Genomic DNA, 17,767 nt, shown 5'->3' with positions numbered 1-17,767 from the left:
TTAAAAGTAAGCCGAAGTGGTTTTTATAGCTGGGGTTATCAAGGGATGGTAGCCCAAGAACTGTTGCTTTAGAAGAGGATACGGTTCGTATACGTAAAATATATACTGAATCAAAGGCTCGCTATGGTAGTCACAAGATTGCGACGGAATTAAAAGCCCTAGGTGTCGTTACCTCTAGAAATAGAGTAGCGCGAATAATGAAGAAGGAGTCTATCAAAAGCATTGTAAATAAGAAATATAAAGTCCAAACGACAGATTCAAATCATTCCAATTCGATATCCGAGAACCATTTGAATAGAGCTTTTAACCCAATTAGACCATCGGAAGTTTGGGTTTCCGATATTACCTATATACCAACTGATCAAGGATGGCTTTATTTGACTACTGTTATTGATCTTTTTGATCGTAAAGTAATAGGTTGGTCTCTGTCCAGTAATATGACTACAGAATGCACCATTATTAAAGCTTGGCAAATGGCTAACACAAATCGTGAAAGTAGGCCAGGTATGATATTTCACTCTGATAGAGGCGTACAATATACAGCGAAGGAGTTTAGAGAAAAGTTAGTTAAGAATGGAATAATTCAAAGCATGAGCCGTAAAGGTAATTGCTGGGATAATGCGGTAGCCGAAAGTTTCTTTAAAATAATCAAATCTGAAATGATAGATCATAAATACTATTACTCACATTTTCAGGCAAAAGTGGACATTGTGGAATTTATTGAAGTGTGGTATAATAGACCGAGAAGACATGCAACACTAGAGTATCTGACGCCTATTGAATTCGGAAAAATAAACTATGTAAACGTAAGTACATCAACCTATTTAGTTTATGTTATTAACTCTGATTATTTAGAATATTTAAATATCTGTAAATAAGTGTTTTGTCTTTAATTAATCATATAGAAATAGCATAAAACACATCATTGCGAGTACTTAGCTTAATTAAATGTCCTATATTTTGTTGCATATCCAGAACTCATACATCAATCTGATTTAGGAATCCAGTACTACTGTGATTAATATCAAAAAATGCTAAAGAAACACAAGGTGATAGTAAGTATGAGTGAATCATATTCTCCTTAGGAGAATGCTATTCCAGAAAGAGTAAATGGGATCATCAAGAATGAGTTCGAACTTGAAAAACATGCACGAAACCGGAATGTATCCGCAAGACTTGTAAAGAGTAGTATCGAAACATATAATAAAATGAGACCATATCTCTCACATAATATGCTTAGACCTTAGTATTTACATCAGATGAATGTGGGGAATAAAGAAGTGAGTAAAAAAGATGTAGCCCACAAGTTTGAACTTGCAGGCTACTTATAGTGTTTATATTTTATCACTAAATAATTCCATAACTCTTATTTAGGACTTATCTAATTTAAAATAACACTTTATTTTTTTGTAAAAGTATACTTTAGCTTTTCAAAATATTTATTGGTAGAAGTGTAAGTAAATTTACCTCCAGTAAATTTACCATCCATCGTATATTCTGAATCAACAATAGTACGACTATACAGGTTATATTTCCCACTTGTAGATGATGTATAAATAAAAACAGGTCCCAAATCATATAGTACCAATTCTCCTTCGATAGGTAAAGAAGCTCCAAAATGTTTCTGTACGACTAATGTGCCAATACCTCCTAAATATCGACCAGTAATTGTCATCTTTCTACCCTCTTTTGCAATCTTCACTTCTGCTGGATCAGTATCAACCCATGCACTAGTTCCTTCATCAAAATAAGAACCAACTAAAGTGTAATCTCCAGATTCTATTTCATTCACATCACCTAAAATTGAATAACTAATTGTTGGATTGAAGATCACATAATCTATCACATCATTCGAATAATTGTCAATTCTTTTGATTACTTCAACATCTTTCAAAATAGGCTTTCCGTCCTTATCAAGCAACTTATTCCCATCTTTATCCTCTTTTTCTTGTTGCTCGATTATCTTATATTCTGTAAAACGAGTAACAATAGTTCCCGAAGAAAATCTCATGTTATCAGCATACACAACTAGTGTTGAACCAGCAAGATTCTTTTTGTCAACAGCACTTCCAAATGCAGCCTGTAAATCACTATATGTGAAAGATACCTTACCTGGCATTGTTTTTAAACTTGTAACCACCTCAGTTAGTACAGCACCTTTCATTGTTTTAAGCTCAGCTACAACATCTAAAGATTCAAATGAATCCGAAAAACGGCTAATGAGGTTTACATCTAATTCAAATACTGTATCATCCAATTTTGATAGAACAATATCAGTTGTCTTACCTTCAGGCAATTTGAAATTTGGGAAAGTAGCATACTGCTCTGTGTCAATATCATTTATAATCTCCCTTTCACATGAGAAAAGAGAGAAAATTACTAGCAGAGATAATATTATCTTTTTCATATTATATTACTTTTTTAAACTCCAGAATAAATATGTTTGTGAAAGATCACGAGCGCCATACCCTTTATCTTTGATTGTGATATTGCTTATCACACTACGGTTCGAATATGGTAATACATTTGGATATTTATGGGTCGCATACGTATCCTTTGAACTATCTGATTCTGGATCCCAAACCTTTGGAAATCCCGTTCTTCTATGATCACAATACGACTCGTTACTATTACCAAAGTCTGCAATCCATTTCTCTGTCATAACTACTTCTAATTTTACTTGATCAGAAGCTGCAACATATTTATCTGAGATATCTTTTACATACTTATCTGAAACATCCGCTTTTATTAATGGAACATCCGCATCATATGCTGCCATCTTATTACAGTAACTAAAAGCAGACTTAATCCCCTTCTCTAAATAACTTTTAGCATCGACCGTCGCTTTTCCACTTAAAGCTAATTCTGCCAAAATAAAGTCTACATCATGTTCATTAAAAATTCTTGTAGGAACAACACCTGAACCATCTAAATCTTTATCTTTACTATTAGCCATTTTCAGTGTCCCATCATCGTATTTTCCACCACAAACATAAACACCTAAAGTTGTAAATCCCTTAAAATTGGTAGACTCATATTCTCCTTTATAACCAAATTGGAAAGTATGGAATTTATACATCTCAACTGAATAAGGAACCTCTTTTCCTTTATCTTTAAATTGTCTATAGAAATAATAAGGAACTCTTGGATCTGTGATACCCTCAAGAAAACCGATAAAACCTTTGTCCCCTTGCATACTTTGATAAAACCAATGACTAATAAAGTAATCAGTATCTTCTGCATCATCATATTCAGCAGCATACATAGGGTTTCTGTTCTCGGGAGTAATTGATTTACCATAAACTAACTCGAACTGACTATCTGAATCAATAAAATTATTCTCAGTAATCAAAGCATCTAACTGACCTTTATATGTATCAAACAATTCAGTTCCTTTAATTTGATTGATCATACGAAGTTTCCATGAATTAATAAATTTAACCCACTTATCAACATCTCCACCATATATCACATCCCCCTGTGCAAGTGAAGGAACAATTGCCGTCTTCTTATCCAATAGATTCTTCTTAGCATCATCTAACAAGCTAAAACATGATACATAGATCTCTTTTTGCTTATCATATTTAGGATACATTATTTTAGGTGCTAAACCCGCTTCTGCAAAAGGAACATCACCCCACATATCCACGGCAAGGATCGAAGTTACAGCTTTTAAAGTTTGTGCAACACCTTTATATTGCAGTTGATTGTTCGACTCTGCATTATCCAATATGATATTTAATGTACTAAATTCAGTCATAAAAAGAGATGACCATGGCTGTGTAATACAGTGAGAAGTTGTCTCTACATTATAACCATTAATACTCTTATTAACCATATGATGGGCAAGTGTTCCCGTTGCTCCCCCTATAGACGCAGACATATATCCTGCAGTAGAATTAAATAGATTTACTTCGACAGTAGGTAATAAAAGTTCTATTTTTGGATCAGTTGGCTTATTGGGATCAGTATTTACATCAAGCCAATCTTGACACCCCACCAATGGTAGAAGTGTCAATAACATTATGATATATCTTTTTTTCATCTTAATCAATTTAGAATGAGAATTTTAAATTAAATGAAAATCTTCTCAAAGACGGTGCAGTATTAAATGACATTCCTTGTGTATTTCCTGAAGCGAATGAGTTTACTTCTGGATCAAAGTTCGAATGTTCGGGGAAGCCTGGTGCAAAATACAATAGATTGTTCGCCAAAACACCAAAAGTAGCTGAATTGAAACCAAGAGCTTTCACCCATGCATCAGGAATATTATATGACAAAGAAAGCTCAGATAAACGATATACTGTTGCATCGTATACCTTAAATTCATCAAAAGCACCTGAACCCATTCCTCCTGTATCAAAATAGTATGAATTCGAAGTAACCTGAATTCTATTAGGAATCGTATTACCATTCATATCTAAAATTGGCTTTCCTGTATTTGTATCACCTATAACACCTGGAATCACATGATTTCGTTCTCTATCTTCAGTATCTTTTGTCACACCTCGTCCTAATAACTGAGGAACTACAGTAGTATACATCTCTCCACCACATGTTGCATTAACCACAGCACGTAAGCTCAACCTCTTATATCTAAATGTATTGGTAATACCAACAAGGTAATCTGGATTAGGATCACCTAAGATAGACTCCTCTTTTGATTTAATCATCAAACCAGTTTTTTGATCAATCAAAATATTTCCTTGATCATCTCTAGCTGCTCCATAACCTTTAAATACACCATATGGTAGACCTTCTTTAATATATGAGTGAATCCCGTTAGAATACAAGTTACGAGTGTTTGTTTCTGTTAGTCCATCAATAAGCTTCACGACTTCATTGGTATTTTTACTAAATACGGTAAAGATACTCCATGAAAAGTCTTTGCTCTTAATTGGCGTCAAATCAAGTGATAATTCCACTCCTTTATTGGTCATTTCACCAACATTCGTCAAATATGAATAATAACCTGATTCATCAGGAATTGATACATTCATAATTTGATCTGTTGATGACCTGCTATAATATGCCGCATCAAGTACAATTCGACTATTGAAGAACTCTAGGTTAGTTCCTATTTCAAATTCAGAAGTAAACTCAGGTTTTAAATTTGTATCAGAAACAGAGTAATTAGGAGCCATCATACTCGTTCCATTAAATGGAAATCCAGTATATCTAATACCTCCAACGTTACCATTATTACCATAGTTCACGTTGTAAGTCTGATTAATATCATATACACCAGCATCACTACCAACTTTTGCCCAAGATGCACGAATTAAACCAGAATTAAACAATGAACTCTTCAACCCCAATGCATCACTAAACACATAAGAAGCTGATAATGATGGATATAAGTAGTTGTTATTATCTTTTGGTAAAGTTGAAGACCAGTCCATACGACTAGTCGCTGACAATGTTAAGTAATTATTATACCCTATTGACACTTCTCCAAATACAGAAGCCAATCTCTGTTCTGTTTCACGACTTTTACCCGTTGTGTCTTTTATATTATTTAATTGATAAATACCGGGAATAATATAGGGACTACCATATGCTCTTAATCTATTAAAGTTTCGAACATTAAAAACCTGTCCTAAGGTTACTCGCAGACTAAATTTATCAGTGATATTCTTACGAAAGTTCAGCATAGCTGTTCCTTCCATTTCTCTATTAAATCGGTCATACATATCAAGATCACCCAATTTATCATCTAATACATTACTAGAAACTTCAGTAACATTTTTAGTACGACGGATCAACTGATTGACACTAAATTGGTAGGACAATGTCAGATAATCTGTGATATCCCATTGAGGCTTTACGCTTGCGACTATACGGTGCTGATCTTCTTGTCCATAGTTATGCCTGAATGACCATTGTGGGTTATCTGTTGTCTTAAAATATAAATTCTCCCCATTAGGTCCCTCATACGGTAAAGATGTATCCCATGAACGTCCTGTATAAAGAAAGTAACGAAATGCACCAGTATTTCCCTCAAATGGACTTCGTTTATCCATATATGCATACTGGAAATTTGTACTAACTTTAAATTTCTTTGCTAATTGCGCATTCACACCTAAAGATATAGACGTTCTATTAAAGTGACTTTCAGGAATATAAGAACTTTGTCTCGAATCAGAAATAGTCAAAGACATAGATGTCTTTTCACCACCACCAGTGATATTCACTGAGTTATCCCATAGACTACCGTTTCTTAACATATTTTCCACATTATTTGGTTGTGGTTCATACGGCATTTCAGTAGTATATTTATCTGGATATGCTTTAGCCCATGCATCTGAAAAAGCAAGTTTATCTACATCACTAAATCTCGCACCCCAAGACCCCCAATAATTTGCTGCTTTGAAATCAGCACCATTACCATATGTATTTTGAAAATCAGGAAGAGACGCAATCTTTTCAACACTATAAGAAGAACTTACTGTAGTTACGAATTTCTGGCCTGATCTTGATGCTCCTGATTTAGTGGTAATAATAATTACCCCATTTGATGCTCTTGAACCATACAGTGCCGATGCTGCTGCACCTTTTAGAACAGTCTGAGACTTGATATTATTCGGGTCAATTGAAGCCAATACACCTAAGCCAACAGGAGAAGCATCTCTCTGTCCTGTATCTTGATCATTTGAGAATGGAATTCCATCAACAACAATCAATGGTTGATTATTCCCAGTAAATGAAGAGTTACCACGAATAACAATTCTCGTTGGGCTACCAGCAATAGACTGAGATCCTGAAATCTGAACACCTGCCACTTTTCCTTGAAGTCCTTTAATCGCATCAGGTTCTGATTTTAATGCAACCTCATCTCCTCCAACTTCAGAAACAGCATAAGTCAAGGATTTCGCAGATTTCTTAATACCCATTGCAGTAACAACGACATCTTCAGTAACTACTGCATCAACTTTCAATTTTACTTTGAAAGCTCTCTTATCTCCAATCTCTAGCAATTGTGATTTCATCCCTACATAAGAGATCTTAATTTTCTTAGCTCCTTCAGGAACTTTCAGTTGAAAATTACCATCAAAATCTGTAACAGTTCCAACCGTAGTTCCATCAACAACAACAGAAGCACCTGGTATAGAAGAACCATCTTCTGCTGAAGACACCACACCCGTTAAAACCCGAGACTGTGCCCAAGAAGTGCTTATGCCTATAAATAGACATAGCATTAGTAATAATACTCGATTCATAGATGTATCATATTTGATTTATACATAGATATAATTGATTCCCCATCTCAAATTGGAGAATTAATTTCAAAAATTAAAAGGAGAGAATCATTAATTATAAATGAAAAAAAATGTCTATGAAATCATTTAACTTACGAAATTCACAGTATACATAACCTCTCCTCATTAGACATATGCAATGTGTAATACCAAGAGAATAAATTTTCGAATTGAAAATTTTGTAGAAGAATATATTAGTTGTAAATTACCGTATAATATACTAAGACACGGGAAGTTTTATTCTTACTACTTCTCTCTTTAACCCAGGTCCGCCAACCTGGGTTTCTTATATTACCAAAATCTATATCTACTTACAACAATAAATGATAAGTACTTCCAATGACGTAATTTATGATATCTTACGATACGTGACACCATATATATATCACTCATTTTTAATCACTTAAACATAAGTATCAAGCAAATATAATAACATAAACTAAATAGAATGATGTACTTAGTTATAAATAACTTTACTTATTAATTAAAATTCTAATGCCAAGTTAGCCATAAAAATTCACACTTTTAGCTGACTTTAAACATACATAGACTTTTATTAATATTGCAGATCTCAAAATTAACAATCATTACTAAACAAAACAAGTAGTATATCTGTTTTAACTTCGACTCATTTTATTATGAATTATAATCAAGACACAGCACTATACTATCAATCTCAAACATTACTTATTAGTTTATTATAACAAACAATACTTAATTAACTTATCATTCACTTACACTACACAAAGGTCACCACAACACATTAAACCACTGTATATGAGCACTAAAATAAACACAACTTAAACTTAGACTCGTCTCCGAGACAGTAGATTTAATGAGCTTTTCAATCACAAAAGACAGAGAAGCAATTCAAGAAGTATATGCTCCGAAATAAATCATCAGAACCTACCTAGTAATACAGTTCAAATCATAATAGTTTATAATGATTACAAACAACAAAAAGGGTTACCTCCTATGAAGTAACCCCTTATAGTATAAAATTTATGACTATTTACAATATTACACTTTATTAGTTCTGGTCCGCATCGTTAATATTAGGATTTGCATTTACTTCCTCACTTGGTATTTTAAATAACCACTTAGAGTTAGTTGATGGTTTATCTTGCTTATATCCATCAGAATATAGCGTTGAACTTGCACCTGATCCTTCAAGATCTAAAGCCTCATCATTTCTTAACATATCTAACCATCGATGTCCTTCACCCCATAGTTCTATACGTCTTTGAACAAGAATTTCTTGCAACAAAGCATCTCCTGTTTTGGTACTTTTCACATAAGCTGCATCTCTTGAAGAGACTAAATTATACAGCGCAGTAGCTGCAGCATCATCTTGACCACCACGACATAGTGCTTCCGCTTCGATCAAATACATTTCCGAGACTCTCATATACATTACATCATCTGAGTCAATTGAACCCGGATTCTTATTTAAGAATTTCACCGACATATAAGGTGTCGTGTAATGTCGACTTGTAATACCATATTTCGTCATAATGACTTTCCTATCTGCTTCAAAAGATGCTTTAGCAGCATCCTCTAATACTTTTTTCTCCTCATCCGTAGCATCATCAGGGATTAATGGAGCATAATTTGGATCCTTTAATGCTCCTTTATAGCTATCTGGTGCATCTTCTAACCATTGCTTTTTACGAAAATCTGTATCAGATATCTCTGTAAAAAGCTCACGGTTAATTATTTTCGGATTCGTTCTATTCTGTGTTCCATTAAAATTTGTTCCAATATAATAGAACCAAGCATAATAATAGGTCGTTTGGTCACTTACGATATGTCCTGACCACATCATCTCTGGAAGTGTGTAACTATTAAAACCTTTCAAATAATCAGATTCTGTCATCAGGGAATGTCCAGCCTCTGCAAATTTTGCATACTCCGCTGCTTTCGTCCAATTTCCTTTGGTCAAATATACACGAGCAGCTATTCCTTGTGCTACAGAAAGTGAGATATTAGACAAATCGCCCGAATCTGGAGCTTCATTTAATAGAGACACAGACTTCTCGATATCCGAAGTTATCAATTCATATACTTTCTCCACAGTCTCTCTCTTGGTTCCTAGATATGGAGCTTTAGTCTCTAACACAATTGGTAAACCAGGATCTGATGAAGGGTTACCCCAAGTATAACTATTAGCATACAACTGTACCAACCTAAAATATGAATAGGCACGATAAGCATATGCCTGCCCTAACACATTTTTTAAATCATCAGTCTTAGTCATTGCCTCACCTGCATTGATGATATTGTTCACGTTGGCTACCAAATGATAATAGTGGATCCAAGGATATCTGGCATCAGTAAAATCAGGGTTAATATGTGTCAACCACTTCAACCGAGATCTAAACCACCCATTACCTCCAGAAGAGTGTAACATATCGCTAGCACCAAACTCTAACAATGGCATAATATACCCCTCTCCAGCTCTATTAGAAGCTTTCTCAATCGGAGATTGTTGATACATCAAACGATGCACCCCATTAAGTGCGGTTCTCATATTTGCAGGAGAACTTATTACATCTGCTTTACCAACCGAATCAGTAGGAGTGACCTCTAGGAAATCCTCACTACAAGCGAAGGTAAATGCAACTAAGAATATATATATAAGCTTTTTCATCTTATTCAATTTTATATCTATTCAACATTAAAATGATACGTCTAGTCCAATAGACATGACTCTAGAAGGAATAAACGTGTTACTTGTAGTTCCTGCAAATGACTCTTGAGGATCCATACCCGTACGCTTAGACCATAAGAAAAGGTTCTCTCCTGTAGCATAAATACGAACTTTATTCAGCCCTGTAGATTTAAGTAGAGACTTATTGAATGTATAACTCAATGTTATATTCTTTAATGCTAAATAAGAAGCGTCGGTCAACCAACGTGATGATGTTGGAGAAAGATTTGGATTATCAACTTGCAAACGAGGAATGTCAGTAATGTCACCAGGCTTTTGCCACGCATTCAAATGATCCACATGCATACCAGATCCTAGATCTTGAGAACTCATCAATCCTGCATAATTGTAATCGAGAGTCTTTCCACCGACAGAATAAGTTGCCAATACAGAAAGCGTAAAATTGTGTACTTTTAAATTTGAAGTAAAAGAACCATAAAAATCAGGGATTGAAGAAGCACCAACATATCCTTTGCCAGCAGCAGAATAATCTGAAACAAGCACTGGATTACCATCTGCATCTAATTCTCTTACACGTCCTCCATCTTCTGTATCTTTATACTTATAATAAAGTGCTTCTCCATTATCTGGGTTTACACCATAATAGTCATAAGTATAGAAATCATAGATAGATCTACCTACATCCCAGCGTTTTGATCCAGTAATTGCAGGATCAGGAATATCAGTAATTTCGTTTTTAATCGTTGATATTTGGAAATCAGTTGACCACTCTACATTACGCTTCTTAATCCATTTGAAGTTCAATCCAACCTCAACTCCACTATTGGTTAATGATGCAATATTTCTATTCTGATTCATAAAACCTTGAGAAGGAGCTAAAGGCATCGAGTAAAGTAGGCTCTTCGAATCCTTACGATAATACTCAATCGAACCATCGACAAATCCATCAAACAAACCAAACTCTAATGCAAAATCATAACTAGTATTCACCTCCCATTTAAGGTCCTCGTTACCCACACTACTCCAGATCAAACCAGGACTCGTTCCGTTGGGATTTGTTCCATAAAGTGCTTGATAAGCATAATAATCTGTTGTGGTTGTTCCTGCAAAATACAATCGATCATTTCCAACCTCACCAATGGAAGCTCGGAGTTTTAGATTATCTATCCAAGAAACATCCTGCATAAAGTTCTCCTCTTTGATTCTCCAAGATGCACCAACAGAGTAGAAACCTCCCCAACGGTTCTCTTTATTAAAGATAGAAGAACCATCATAACGATAAGAACCTGAAAGATAGTAACGATCGTTATAGTCATACTCAAAACGACCTAAATAACTCTCGATACGCTTCTTATCTGTATAACCATTAAGATTCGTTGGTGTAACAAACTGAGCCATCTCATAGATTCCTTGTGTAATCACCTGTTTCTTACTTGTTGAAATACGTTCGTAATCATAACTATAGCTCTCATGACCTAACAGTACATTAAAAGAGTGACCAGAATCTAGTTCTTTTTCATATTTCAAAAGCTGATTAGCATTGATAGTAGTACTGATATAGCGATTATCGGCAAAACGACCAGATGGAGCTCCATCACCTACTATTGTATTTTCAAAATATTGATATTTATAGTTTCGAATATCAATACCAACATTAGTAGTAAATATCAAACCTTTCATCAACTTAATATCTACATTAAAGCGATCACTGATCGTGTTGGTTTTCACCTCTTGGTTATTATACTCCATCTCTGCAACCACATGACGACCAGGGCTCGATGCAGATGGTCTAGCATTAATATTGTGCTCTGCATATCCACCACCTAGATCATATTGCTTATTCCCATCCTGATCTAAAATATATTTACCAGTACCTGGTTCTACCATATATACTGGGTAAATAGATCCCATTCCTCTCGCGAAACTAAATGGGTTATTATAACTAGTATTACCTGTTCCTACACTATACTGTGACTTACTTGTTGTAAAAGAAACATTGTTGCTAATTTTCAACCAATCATTTACATTAAACTCTGAAGATAAACGAGAATTAAATCGCTGATAACCAGTACTAACAATATACCCTTCTTCATCCAAATAACCTACAGATAGAAAATGAGACCCTTTCTCTCCACTAGAAGAAATATTGGCTGAGTAATTCTGACGTTTCCCTGTTTGCTCCAATGGCTTAAACCAGTCCAAATTAGGTGCAACCACTCTTGCATCTGGATTCACAACACCATTGTCCATCATGATCTCATCATTTGCCACATTAAAAGGATTGTACTTCAACTGACCATAAATACCATTTACAGCATTACTTAAAGCCGTCGCAGCATCTTGTGATTTCCCATATTGCAATGAATTCTTATAGGCTTCCGTAGACAATTGATAGTAGTCTCTTGCTCCTACTTTTTCATACTGTGGAATAGCACGAGAAACCACACCATAAAGGGCTTTTACATTTACGATTGTCTTACCTCCTTTTTTCCCTTTTTTTGTATTTATTAATACAACACCATTAGCTGCTCGAGAACCATACAAAGCAGCTGAAGACGCATCTTTAAGAATAGTCATGGATGCGATATCTTCAGGATTGATATCAGACAGTGTACCGCTATAAGGAACGCCATCCACCACATACAGTGGATTAGAATTACCATTTAATGATCCAAAACCACGAATTCTAATCGCAGGAGCTGAACCAGGCTGACCTGATGCAGTTGACACCTGAACACCTGTCGTAGAACCTTCTAACGCTTGACTTACACTAGTCAGTGGACGTGTTTCCAACTTTTCTGCAGTTAATACTCCCGCAGAACCAGTAAAACTCGCTTTCTTGGCAGTACCATAAGCCACAACTATCACTTCATCAACATCAACGGCTTCTGATTTCAATTGGATTTTAAAGGACAGCTTATCTCCGATCTCTACTTCTTTTGTTTCTAATCCAATAAAAGATAGTACTAACGTTTTAGCAGATAAAGGCACCTTTATCTTAAAGCGGCCATCAAAATCTGTAACCGTCCCAATAGACGTGTTCTTTATTACAACGGAAACACCAGGTATAGTGGTTCCATCTCCTGCAGAGGTCACCTCTCCTATAAGGACTCGCGACTGTGCACTTAACTGAAGTAGGCCTAAAGTACAAAGGACTACTAACATCAACAATACTCGTTTCATAGATGTATCATATTTGATTTATACATAGATAGATATATTAGCTCGTCGATAAAGACGAGAGACTAATCACAGCATAAATAAGAAAGAGGAGGGGTACTGTTTTTATTTACTATTTGTTCCCTAACATCAAACATCTATGAGGTGAGTAAAAAAATATACCACCTCCTCTTAAATATCAAATAGATTGCTATTGGAAGAAAAATAGTACGGAGAAATATAAGACAAGCGTATAAAACACTTGAAGAATTGTGAGGAAAAAACTATCTTGCAACTCACAATTAGAAAATGCCGATATATTTTCAATTGTACTATAAGCCCAGGTCTGCCAACCTGGGTTTTCTTGTATAATAGAACCTGAATTTACTTATTATGTAATTTATGGAATCTAGATCTTCGTTTAATATCTTAAGGAAAACTTAATAAGATGTTAAAGTTATTAGATTTATTATGTGTAAGATTTTTCTTTTCAGATCAATACCTAAAAAGAACTCAAAGCATCAATTCTTAACATTACTTTCGCAATATATGATAATTTTGTAAACAAAACCAAACCCAACATGTGATTTTTGTCACAGACAAACAATTTTTAACATAAAAACAGACATAAAGAACTTTTTATTCTCTTCTATTGTTATGTATATTTGAACTAGTTAATAGTGAGTTTACAAAAAGACACTGAATCTCAATATTAACTTTTACTTAACAATTATTAGTTCCTTATATTTATGAATACAATATGTAAACTTTTCAATATAAAATATCCTATCATCCAAGGTGGTATGGTATGGTGTTCTGGATGGAAATTAGCTTCCGCAGTCTCTAATCAAGGTGGACTAGGGTTATTGGGCACTGGTTCAATGCATCCTGAAGTGCTCCAAGAGCATATCCATAAGATGAAAAAGGCGACGAATAAACCATGGGGGGTGAATCTTCCTCTTCTCTACCCCGAACTAGATCGTATTATTGATCTAATTATTGATGAAGAGGTGAAGATTGTTTTCACCTCTGCTGGAAGCCCAAAGAAGTGGACGTCAAAATTAAAATCTCATGGTATCACGGTTGTCCATGTAGTTTCTAGTTCTCTCTTTGCAAAGAAGTGTGAAGATGCTGGTGTTGATGCCATAGTTGCGGAAGGATTTGAAGCAGGAGGCCATAATGGTCGAGAAGAGACCACCACACTATCCTTAATCCCTCAAGTTCGCAAAGCCACCTCTTTGCCACTTATCGCAGCAGGAGGAATCGGGTCTGGACAGGCGTGGATGGCAGCACAAAACCTAGGAGCAGACGGTGTTCAAATTGGGTCACTGTTTGCTGTAGCCAAAGAGTCTTCAGCACATCCCAACTTCAAAAAAACGGTATTTGATGCCAAAGAAGGAGACACCAAACTATCTCTTAAAGGGCTTGCTCCTGTACGTTTGCTTAACAACGAATTCTTTCAGACCATATATAAGATGGAACAAGGTGGAGCATCGTCAGAAGAGTTAAAAGAGACATTAGGGAAAGGAAGAGCAAAAAAAGGTATGTTCCTCGGAGAGTTAGACGAAGGAGAGTTAGAGATAGGTCAAGTCTCTGCAATGATCCAAGAAGAGAGAACAGTACAACAGATATTTGAAGCCCTCATGTCCGATTATCTCATGGTAAAAGAAGAGATTACCAACAGCTCAAAATATCAGTTCTAACCCTTTCATCAATGACGTGTTCTTATCATCTGTATAGGATTCCATCTATATTTTATTCAAACGAAAGCCAAGAATGAAAGCATCAACTTTCCCTTCAGGATATATTTTAATGATATATAAACGACATAAAACAGAAGGATATCGCTCATTTAATGATTTAATTGGTATTAATTAATTATCACTACATTTGTCCCTTAGAGAAAGATTTCACGACCTCTATGGGACTCTTTTTTTAGTCAGAGAAAGTCGTACTTCTCCAACTTCATTAACAATGATATATGATTAAATATAATAAGCATACTCTAAACAATGGACTTAGAGTTATTGTACACCAAGATAAGTCAACCCCATTTGCAGCACTGAATATTCTTTATCGTGTAGGAGCGAAAGATGAATCGGCTGATAAAACGGGGTTTGCACACTTTTTTGAACACCTTATGTTCGGAGGCTCTATCAATATTCCGGACTACGACCAAGAGCTACAAAATGTCGGTGGTAATAATAATGCATTCACATCGAATGACATCACCAACTACTACCTTACCGTTCCTGCACAGAATATCGAAACAGGATTCTGGTTAGAGTCGGATCGAATGTTATCCTTAGCCTTCTCTAAAAAAAGTTTTGACACACAACAACAAGTGGTTATCGAAGAGTTTCGTCAAAACTACATCAACCAACCCTATGGCGACATATGGCATTTGATTCGCCAACAGACCTACGAAAAACATCCTTACCAATGGCCAACTATCGGTAAAGAGATCAAACATATAGAGGATGCCACATTAGAAGACGTAAAAGAGTTCTTTTTTAAACACTATGCCCCAAACAACGCAGTACTGGTCGCATCTGGCAATGTCGAATTTGATCACATCGTCTCTTTAGCAGAAAAATGGTTCGGCCCTATTCCTCATCGTGAAGTCGAAGAACGTAGCTATCCTAGCGAACCAGAGCAAAAAGAGTTCAAAACACAAACCGTTTATCGTGATGTTCCTAATGACATGCTGATATGGAGTTGGCATATGGGGGCTAAAAACACCGACAACTATCGTTGTGGTGACTTTACATCCGACGTACTTGCATCAGGAAACTCCTCACGATTCTATCAGAAGTTAGTCATAGAGAAACAACTGTTCATCGATATCGATGCATTTATCTCTGGAGAAGAAGATCCTGGACTATTCCTTATCATTGGAAAACCAGCCGATGGAGTTGACCTTCAAGAAGCAAAAAAGGCAGTCTTTGAAGAGTTAGAACAGATAAAGAGGGACATGATCGACACCAAAGAGTTAGAGAAGATCAAAAACAAATTCGAAGCCAACTTGCTTTACTCTGAGAGCAGCTATCTAGACAAAGCGATGCAGCTGGCTGCTTATGAACTTGCAGGAGATGTGGACTTGATAAACACACAAGTGGATAAATATAGAGCCATCACCACAGAAAAACTACAAGAGTTTGCACAAAAAACTTTTGCAGACACCAACTGCAATGAGATATTCTATTTAAGTAACGCAAAAAAAGAGTCGTAATTTATGTCTGATTTTAGAACAAAAGCACCCATACATCATCCTGTTACCCAAATCGATCTTCCTAATGTCGACACACTTAAGTTAGACAATGGAACCATAAGGCACAATTTAAGAGCAGGCGAACAAGATTTGGTGAAGTTGGACATTATGTTCCATGCTGGACTGAAAGCAGCATCCAAACCTTTGCAATCATCCATGACTGCAAAGATGTTGACAGAAGGAACCCAAGAGTTCTCAGCACAAAATCTAGCAGAACAGTTAGACTATTATGGTGCCTACCTACATATCACTCCTGGTTATGATTTTAGCGTGATGTCTTTCTTGACATTATCCAAACATCTTGACGCGATGCTTCCTTACCTTAAATCGGTTATACACGAACCCGTTTTTCCCGAAAAGGAGTTTGAAATACTACGAACCAAACGACAACATAAATTCATCGAAGACAGTGAGAAAGTAAGTGTGATGGCACAACGTCGTTTCTTCAGACACCTGATGGGGCCTGAACACCCATATGCTCCTTTTGAAGACATACAAGTATATCAAAACATACAGAGAGATGATCTTGTCGAATTTCATCAAAACCACTACCGTCCTAACGATCTAAACCTTATCGTTTGTGGGCAAGCTTCCGATAAAGCACTATACCAACTAGACAATCTACTAGGCGATGCTTCGTGGAAAAAGAATGATATAGCACAAAACCAAAGTCAACCCTTTCAACCAATATTTGGAACCGAATGGATCGAAAAGAAAGGGGCGACACAAAATGCCATTGCCCTTGGGATACCTCTTCCCAACAAGATCAGTGACGACTACTTTAAACTACGTGTACTTATCACTGCCCTTGGAGGATATTTTGGTTCTCGACTTAATATGAACATCCGAGAAGACAAAGGATACACCTATGGCATTCGTGCATCTTACCTCTCATTTCAAGCAGGTGGAGCCCTTTTTATATTCTCAGAAGTCGGCTCACATGTTTGCCAACCAGCATACGATGAGATCCAAAAAGAGATCATAAAACTGAAAGAGGAGAAGATATCCGAAACCGAGCTCCACATGGTGCGCTCCTATATGATGAGCAAGATCATGAGTGAAGTCGATGGACCATTTGCAAGAGCAAACACACTAGAGTCACTTATTGGCTTTGGTCTTGACTGGGATCACTACAAGAAACTGATCCACACCGTTCAAACCATCACCCCTGAAGAGATTCAAGAAACAGCTCAAAAATACTTTGATCTAGACAAACAGATCACCATTATTGCAGGACAAGTTCCTAATACATAAATAACAACTCCCGAAGTGATCAATCCTATAGATCACTTCGGGAGTATCTAACCCTCATCACAACACTTCCTTATCAGGGGCAATAATTCCCAAGACAACTCAGCATTGAACACCAACGAAATTAATATGCAATAAAGACTTGTGAATATATTT

9 protein-coding genes are annotated in these 17,767 nt (G+C 35.9%); 4 read left to right on the top strand and 5 right to left on the bottom strand.

The annotated features are described in order from the left end of the window. Positions 1–29 precede the first annotated feature (29 nt). A complete protein-coding gene (locus K5X82_09890; GenBank protein ID QZT39111.1) occupies positions 30–878 on the top strand; it encodes an IS3 family transposase in 849 nt (282 codons plus the stop codon). Positions 879–1,399: 521 nt separating this feature from the next. Here K5X82_09890 and K5X82_09885 read toward each other — a convergent pair. From K5X82_09885 to K5X82_09865, 5 genes are all read right to left on the bottom strand, one after another. Beyond that, positions 1,400–2,407 carry a hypothetical protein gene (locus tag K5X82_09885; protein QZT35633.1) on the bottom strand — a complete coding sequence of 336 codons (1,008 nt, stop codon included), beginning with the start codon at positions 2,405–2,407 and terminating at the stop codon, positions 1,400–1,402. Positions 2,408–2,413: 6 nt separating this feature from the next. Next, positions 2,414–4,045, bottom strand: a complete 1,632-nt coding sequence (locus K5X82_09880) for a SusD/RagB family nutrient-binding outer membrane lipoprotein (protein ID QZT35632.1) — start codon at positions 4,043–4,045, stop codon at positions 2,414–2,416. Positions 4,046–4,055: 10 nt separating this feature from the next. Beyond that, positions 4,056–7,220: a SusC/RagA family TonB-linked outer membrane protein gene (locus tag K5X82_09875; protein QZT35631.1), complete on the bottom strand. Its 3,165-nt coding sequence runs from the start codon at positions 7,218–7,220 to the stop codon at positions 4,056–4,058. 1,069 nt (positions 7,221–8,289) lie between these two features. After that, positions 8,290–9,909 carry a RagB/SusD family nutrient uptake outer membrane protein gene (locus K5X82_09870; GenBank protein QZT35630.1) on the bottom strand — a complete coding sequence of 540 codons (1,620 nt, stop codon included), beginning with the start codon at positions 9,907–9,909 and terminating at the stop codon, positions 8,290–8,292. A 27-nt stretch (positions 9,910–9,936) separates the two neighbouring features. Next, complete coding sequence (locus K5X82_09865; protein ID QZT35629.1) at positions 9,937–13,113, bottom strand: TonB-dependent receptor; 3,177 nt, start codon at positions 13,111–13,113, stop codon at positions 9,937–9,939. A gap of 725 nt (positions 13,114–13,838) precedes the next feature. Here K5X82_09865 and K5X82_09860 point away from each other — a divergent pair. The 3 genes from K5X82_09860 (at position 13,839) to K5X82_09850 (ending at position 17,614) form a co-directional block, all read left to right on the top strand. After that, complete coding sequence (locus K5X82_09860) at positions 13,839–14,792, top strand: nitronate monooxygenase (protein QZT35628.1); 954 nt, start codon at positions 13,839–13,841, stop codon at positions 14,790–14,792. Positions 14,793–15,070: 278 nt separating this feature from the next. Further along, positions 15,071–16,321 (top strand): insulinase family protein, encoded by a 1,251-nt coding sequence (locus K5X82_09855; GenBank protein ID QZT35627.1) that lies wholly within the window; start codon positions 15,071–15,073, stop codon positions 16,319–16,321. A 3-nt stretch (positions 16,322–16,324) separates the two neighbouring features. Beyond that, positions 16,325–17,614, top strand: coding sequence for an insulinase family protein (locus K5X82_09850; protein ID QZT35626.1), 1,290 nt, complete (start codon positions 16,325–16,327; stop codon positions 17,612–17,614). Positions 17,615–17,767 lie beyond the last annotated feature (153 nt).

This window comes from Prolixibacteraceae bacterium, assembly GCA_019856515.1.
Lineage (GTDB): Bacteria > Bacteroidota > Bacteroidia > Bacteroidales > Prolixibacteraceae > Halosquirtibacter > Halosquirtibacter xylanolyticus.
Note: the sequence above shows the minus strand (reverse complement) of the source record. Positions and strands in the feature narration are given on the sequence as shown.

What these genes read in the sequence shown, in the direction of transcription:
- K5X82_09850 (QZT35626.1), top strand. Translation starts at nt 16,325, where the DNA reads ATGTCTGATTTTAGAACAAAAGCACCCATACATCATCCTGTTACCCAA.
- K5X82_09880 (QZT35632.1), bottom strand. Translation starts at nt 4,045, where the DNA reads ATGAAAAAAAGATATATCATAATGTTATTGACACTTCTACCATTGGTG.
- K5X82_09860 (QZT35628.1), top strand. Translation starts at nt 13,839, where the DNA reads ATGAATACAATATGTAAACTTTTCAATATAAAATATCCTATCATCCAA.
- K5X82_09865 (QZT35629.1), bottom strand. Translation starts at nt 13,113, where the DNA reads ATGAAACGAGTATTGTTGATGTTAGTAGTCCTTTGTACTTTAGGCCTA.
- K5X82_09875 (QZT35631.1), bottom strand. Translation starts at nt 7,220, where the DNA reads ATGAATCGAGTATTATTACTAATGCTATGTCTATTTATAGGCATAAGC.
- K5X82_09870 (QZT35630.1), bottom strand. Translation starts at nt 9,909, where the DNA reads ATGAAAAAGCTTATATATATATTCTTAGTTGCATTTACCTTCGCTTGT.
- K5X82_09855 (QZT35627.1), top strand. Translation starts at nt 15,071, where the DNA reads ATGATTAAATATAATAAGCATACTCTAAACAATGGACTTAGAGTTATT.
- K5X82_09885 (QZT35633.1), bottom strand. Translation starts at nt 2,407, where the DNA reads ATGAAAAAGATAATATTATCTCTGCTAGTAATTTTCTCTCTTTTCTCA.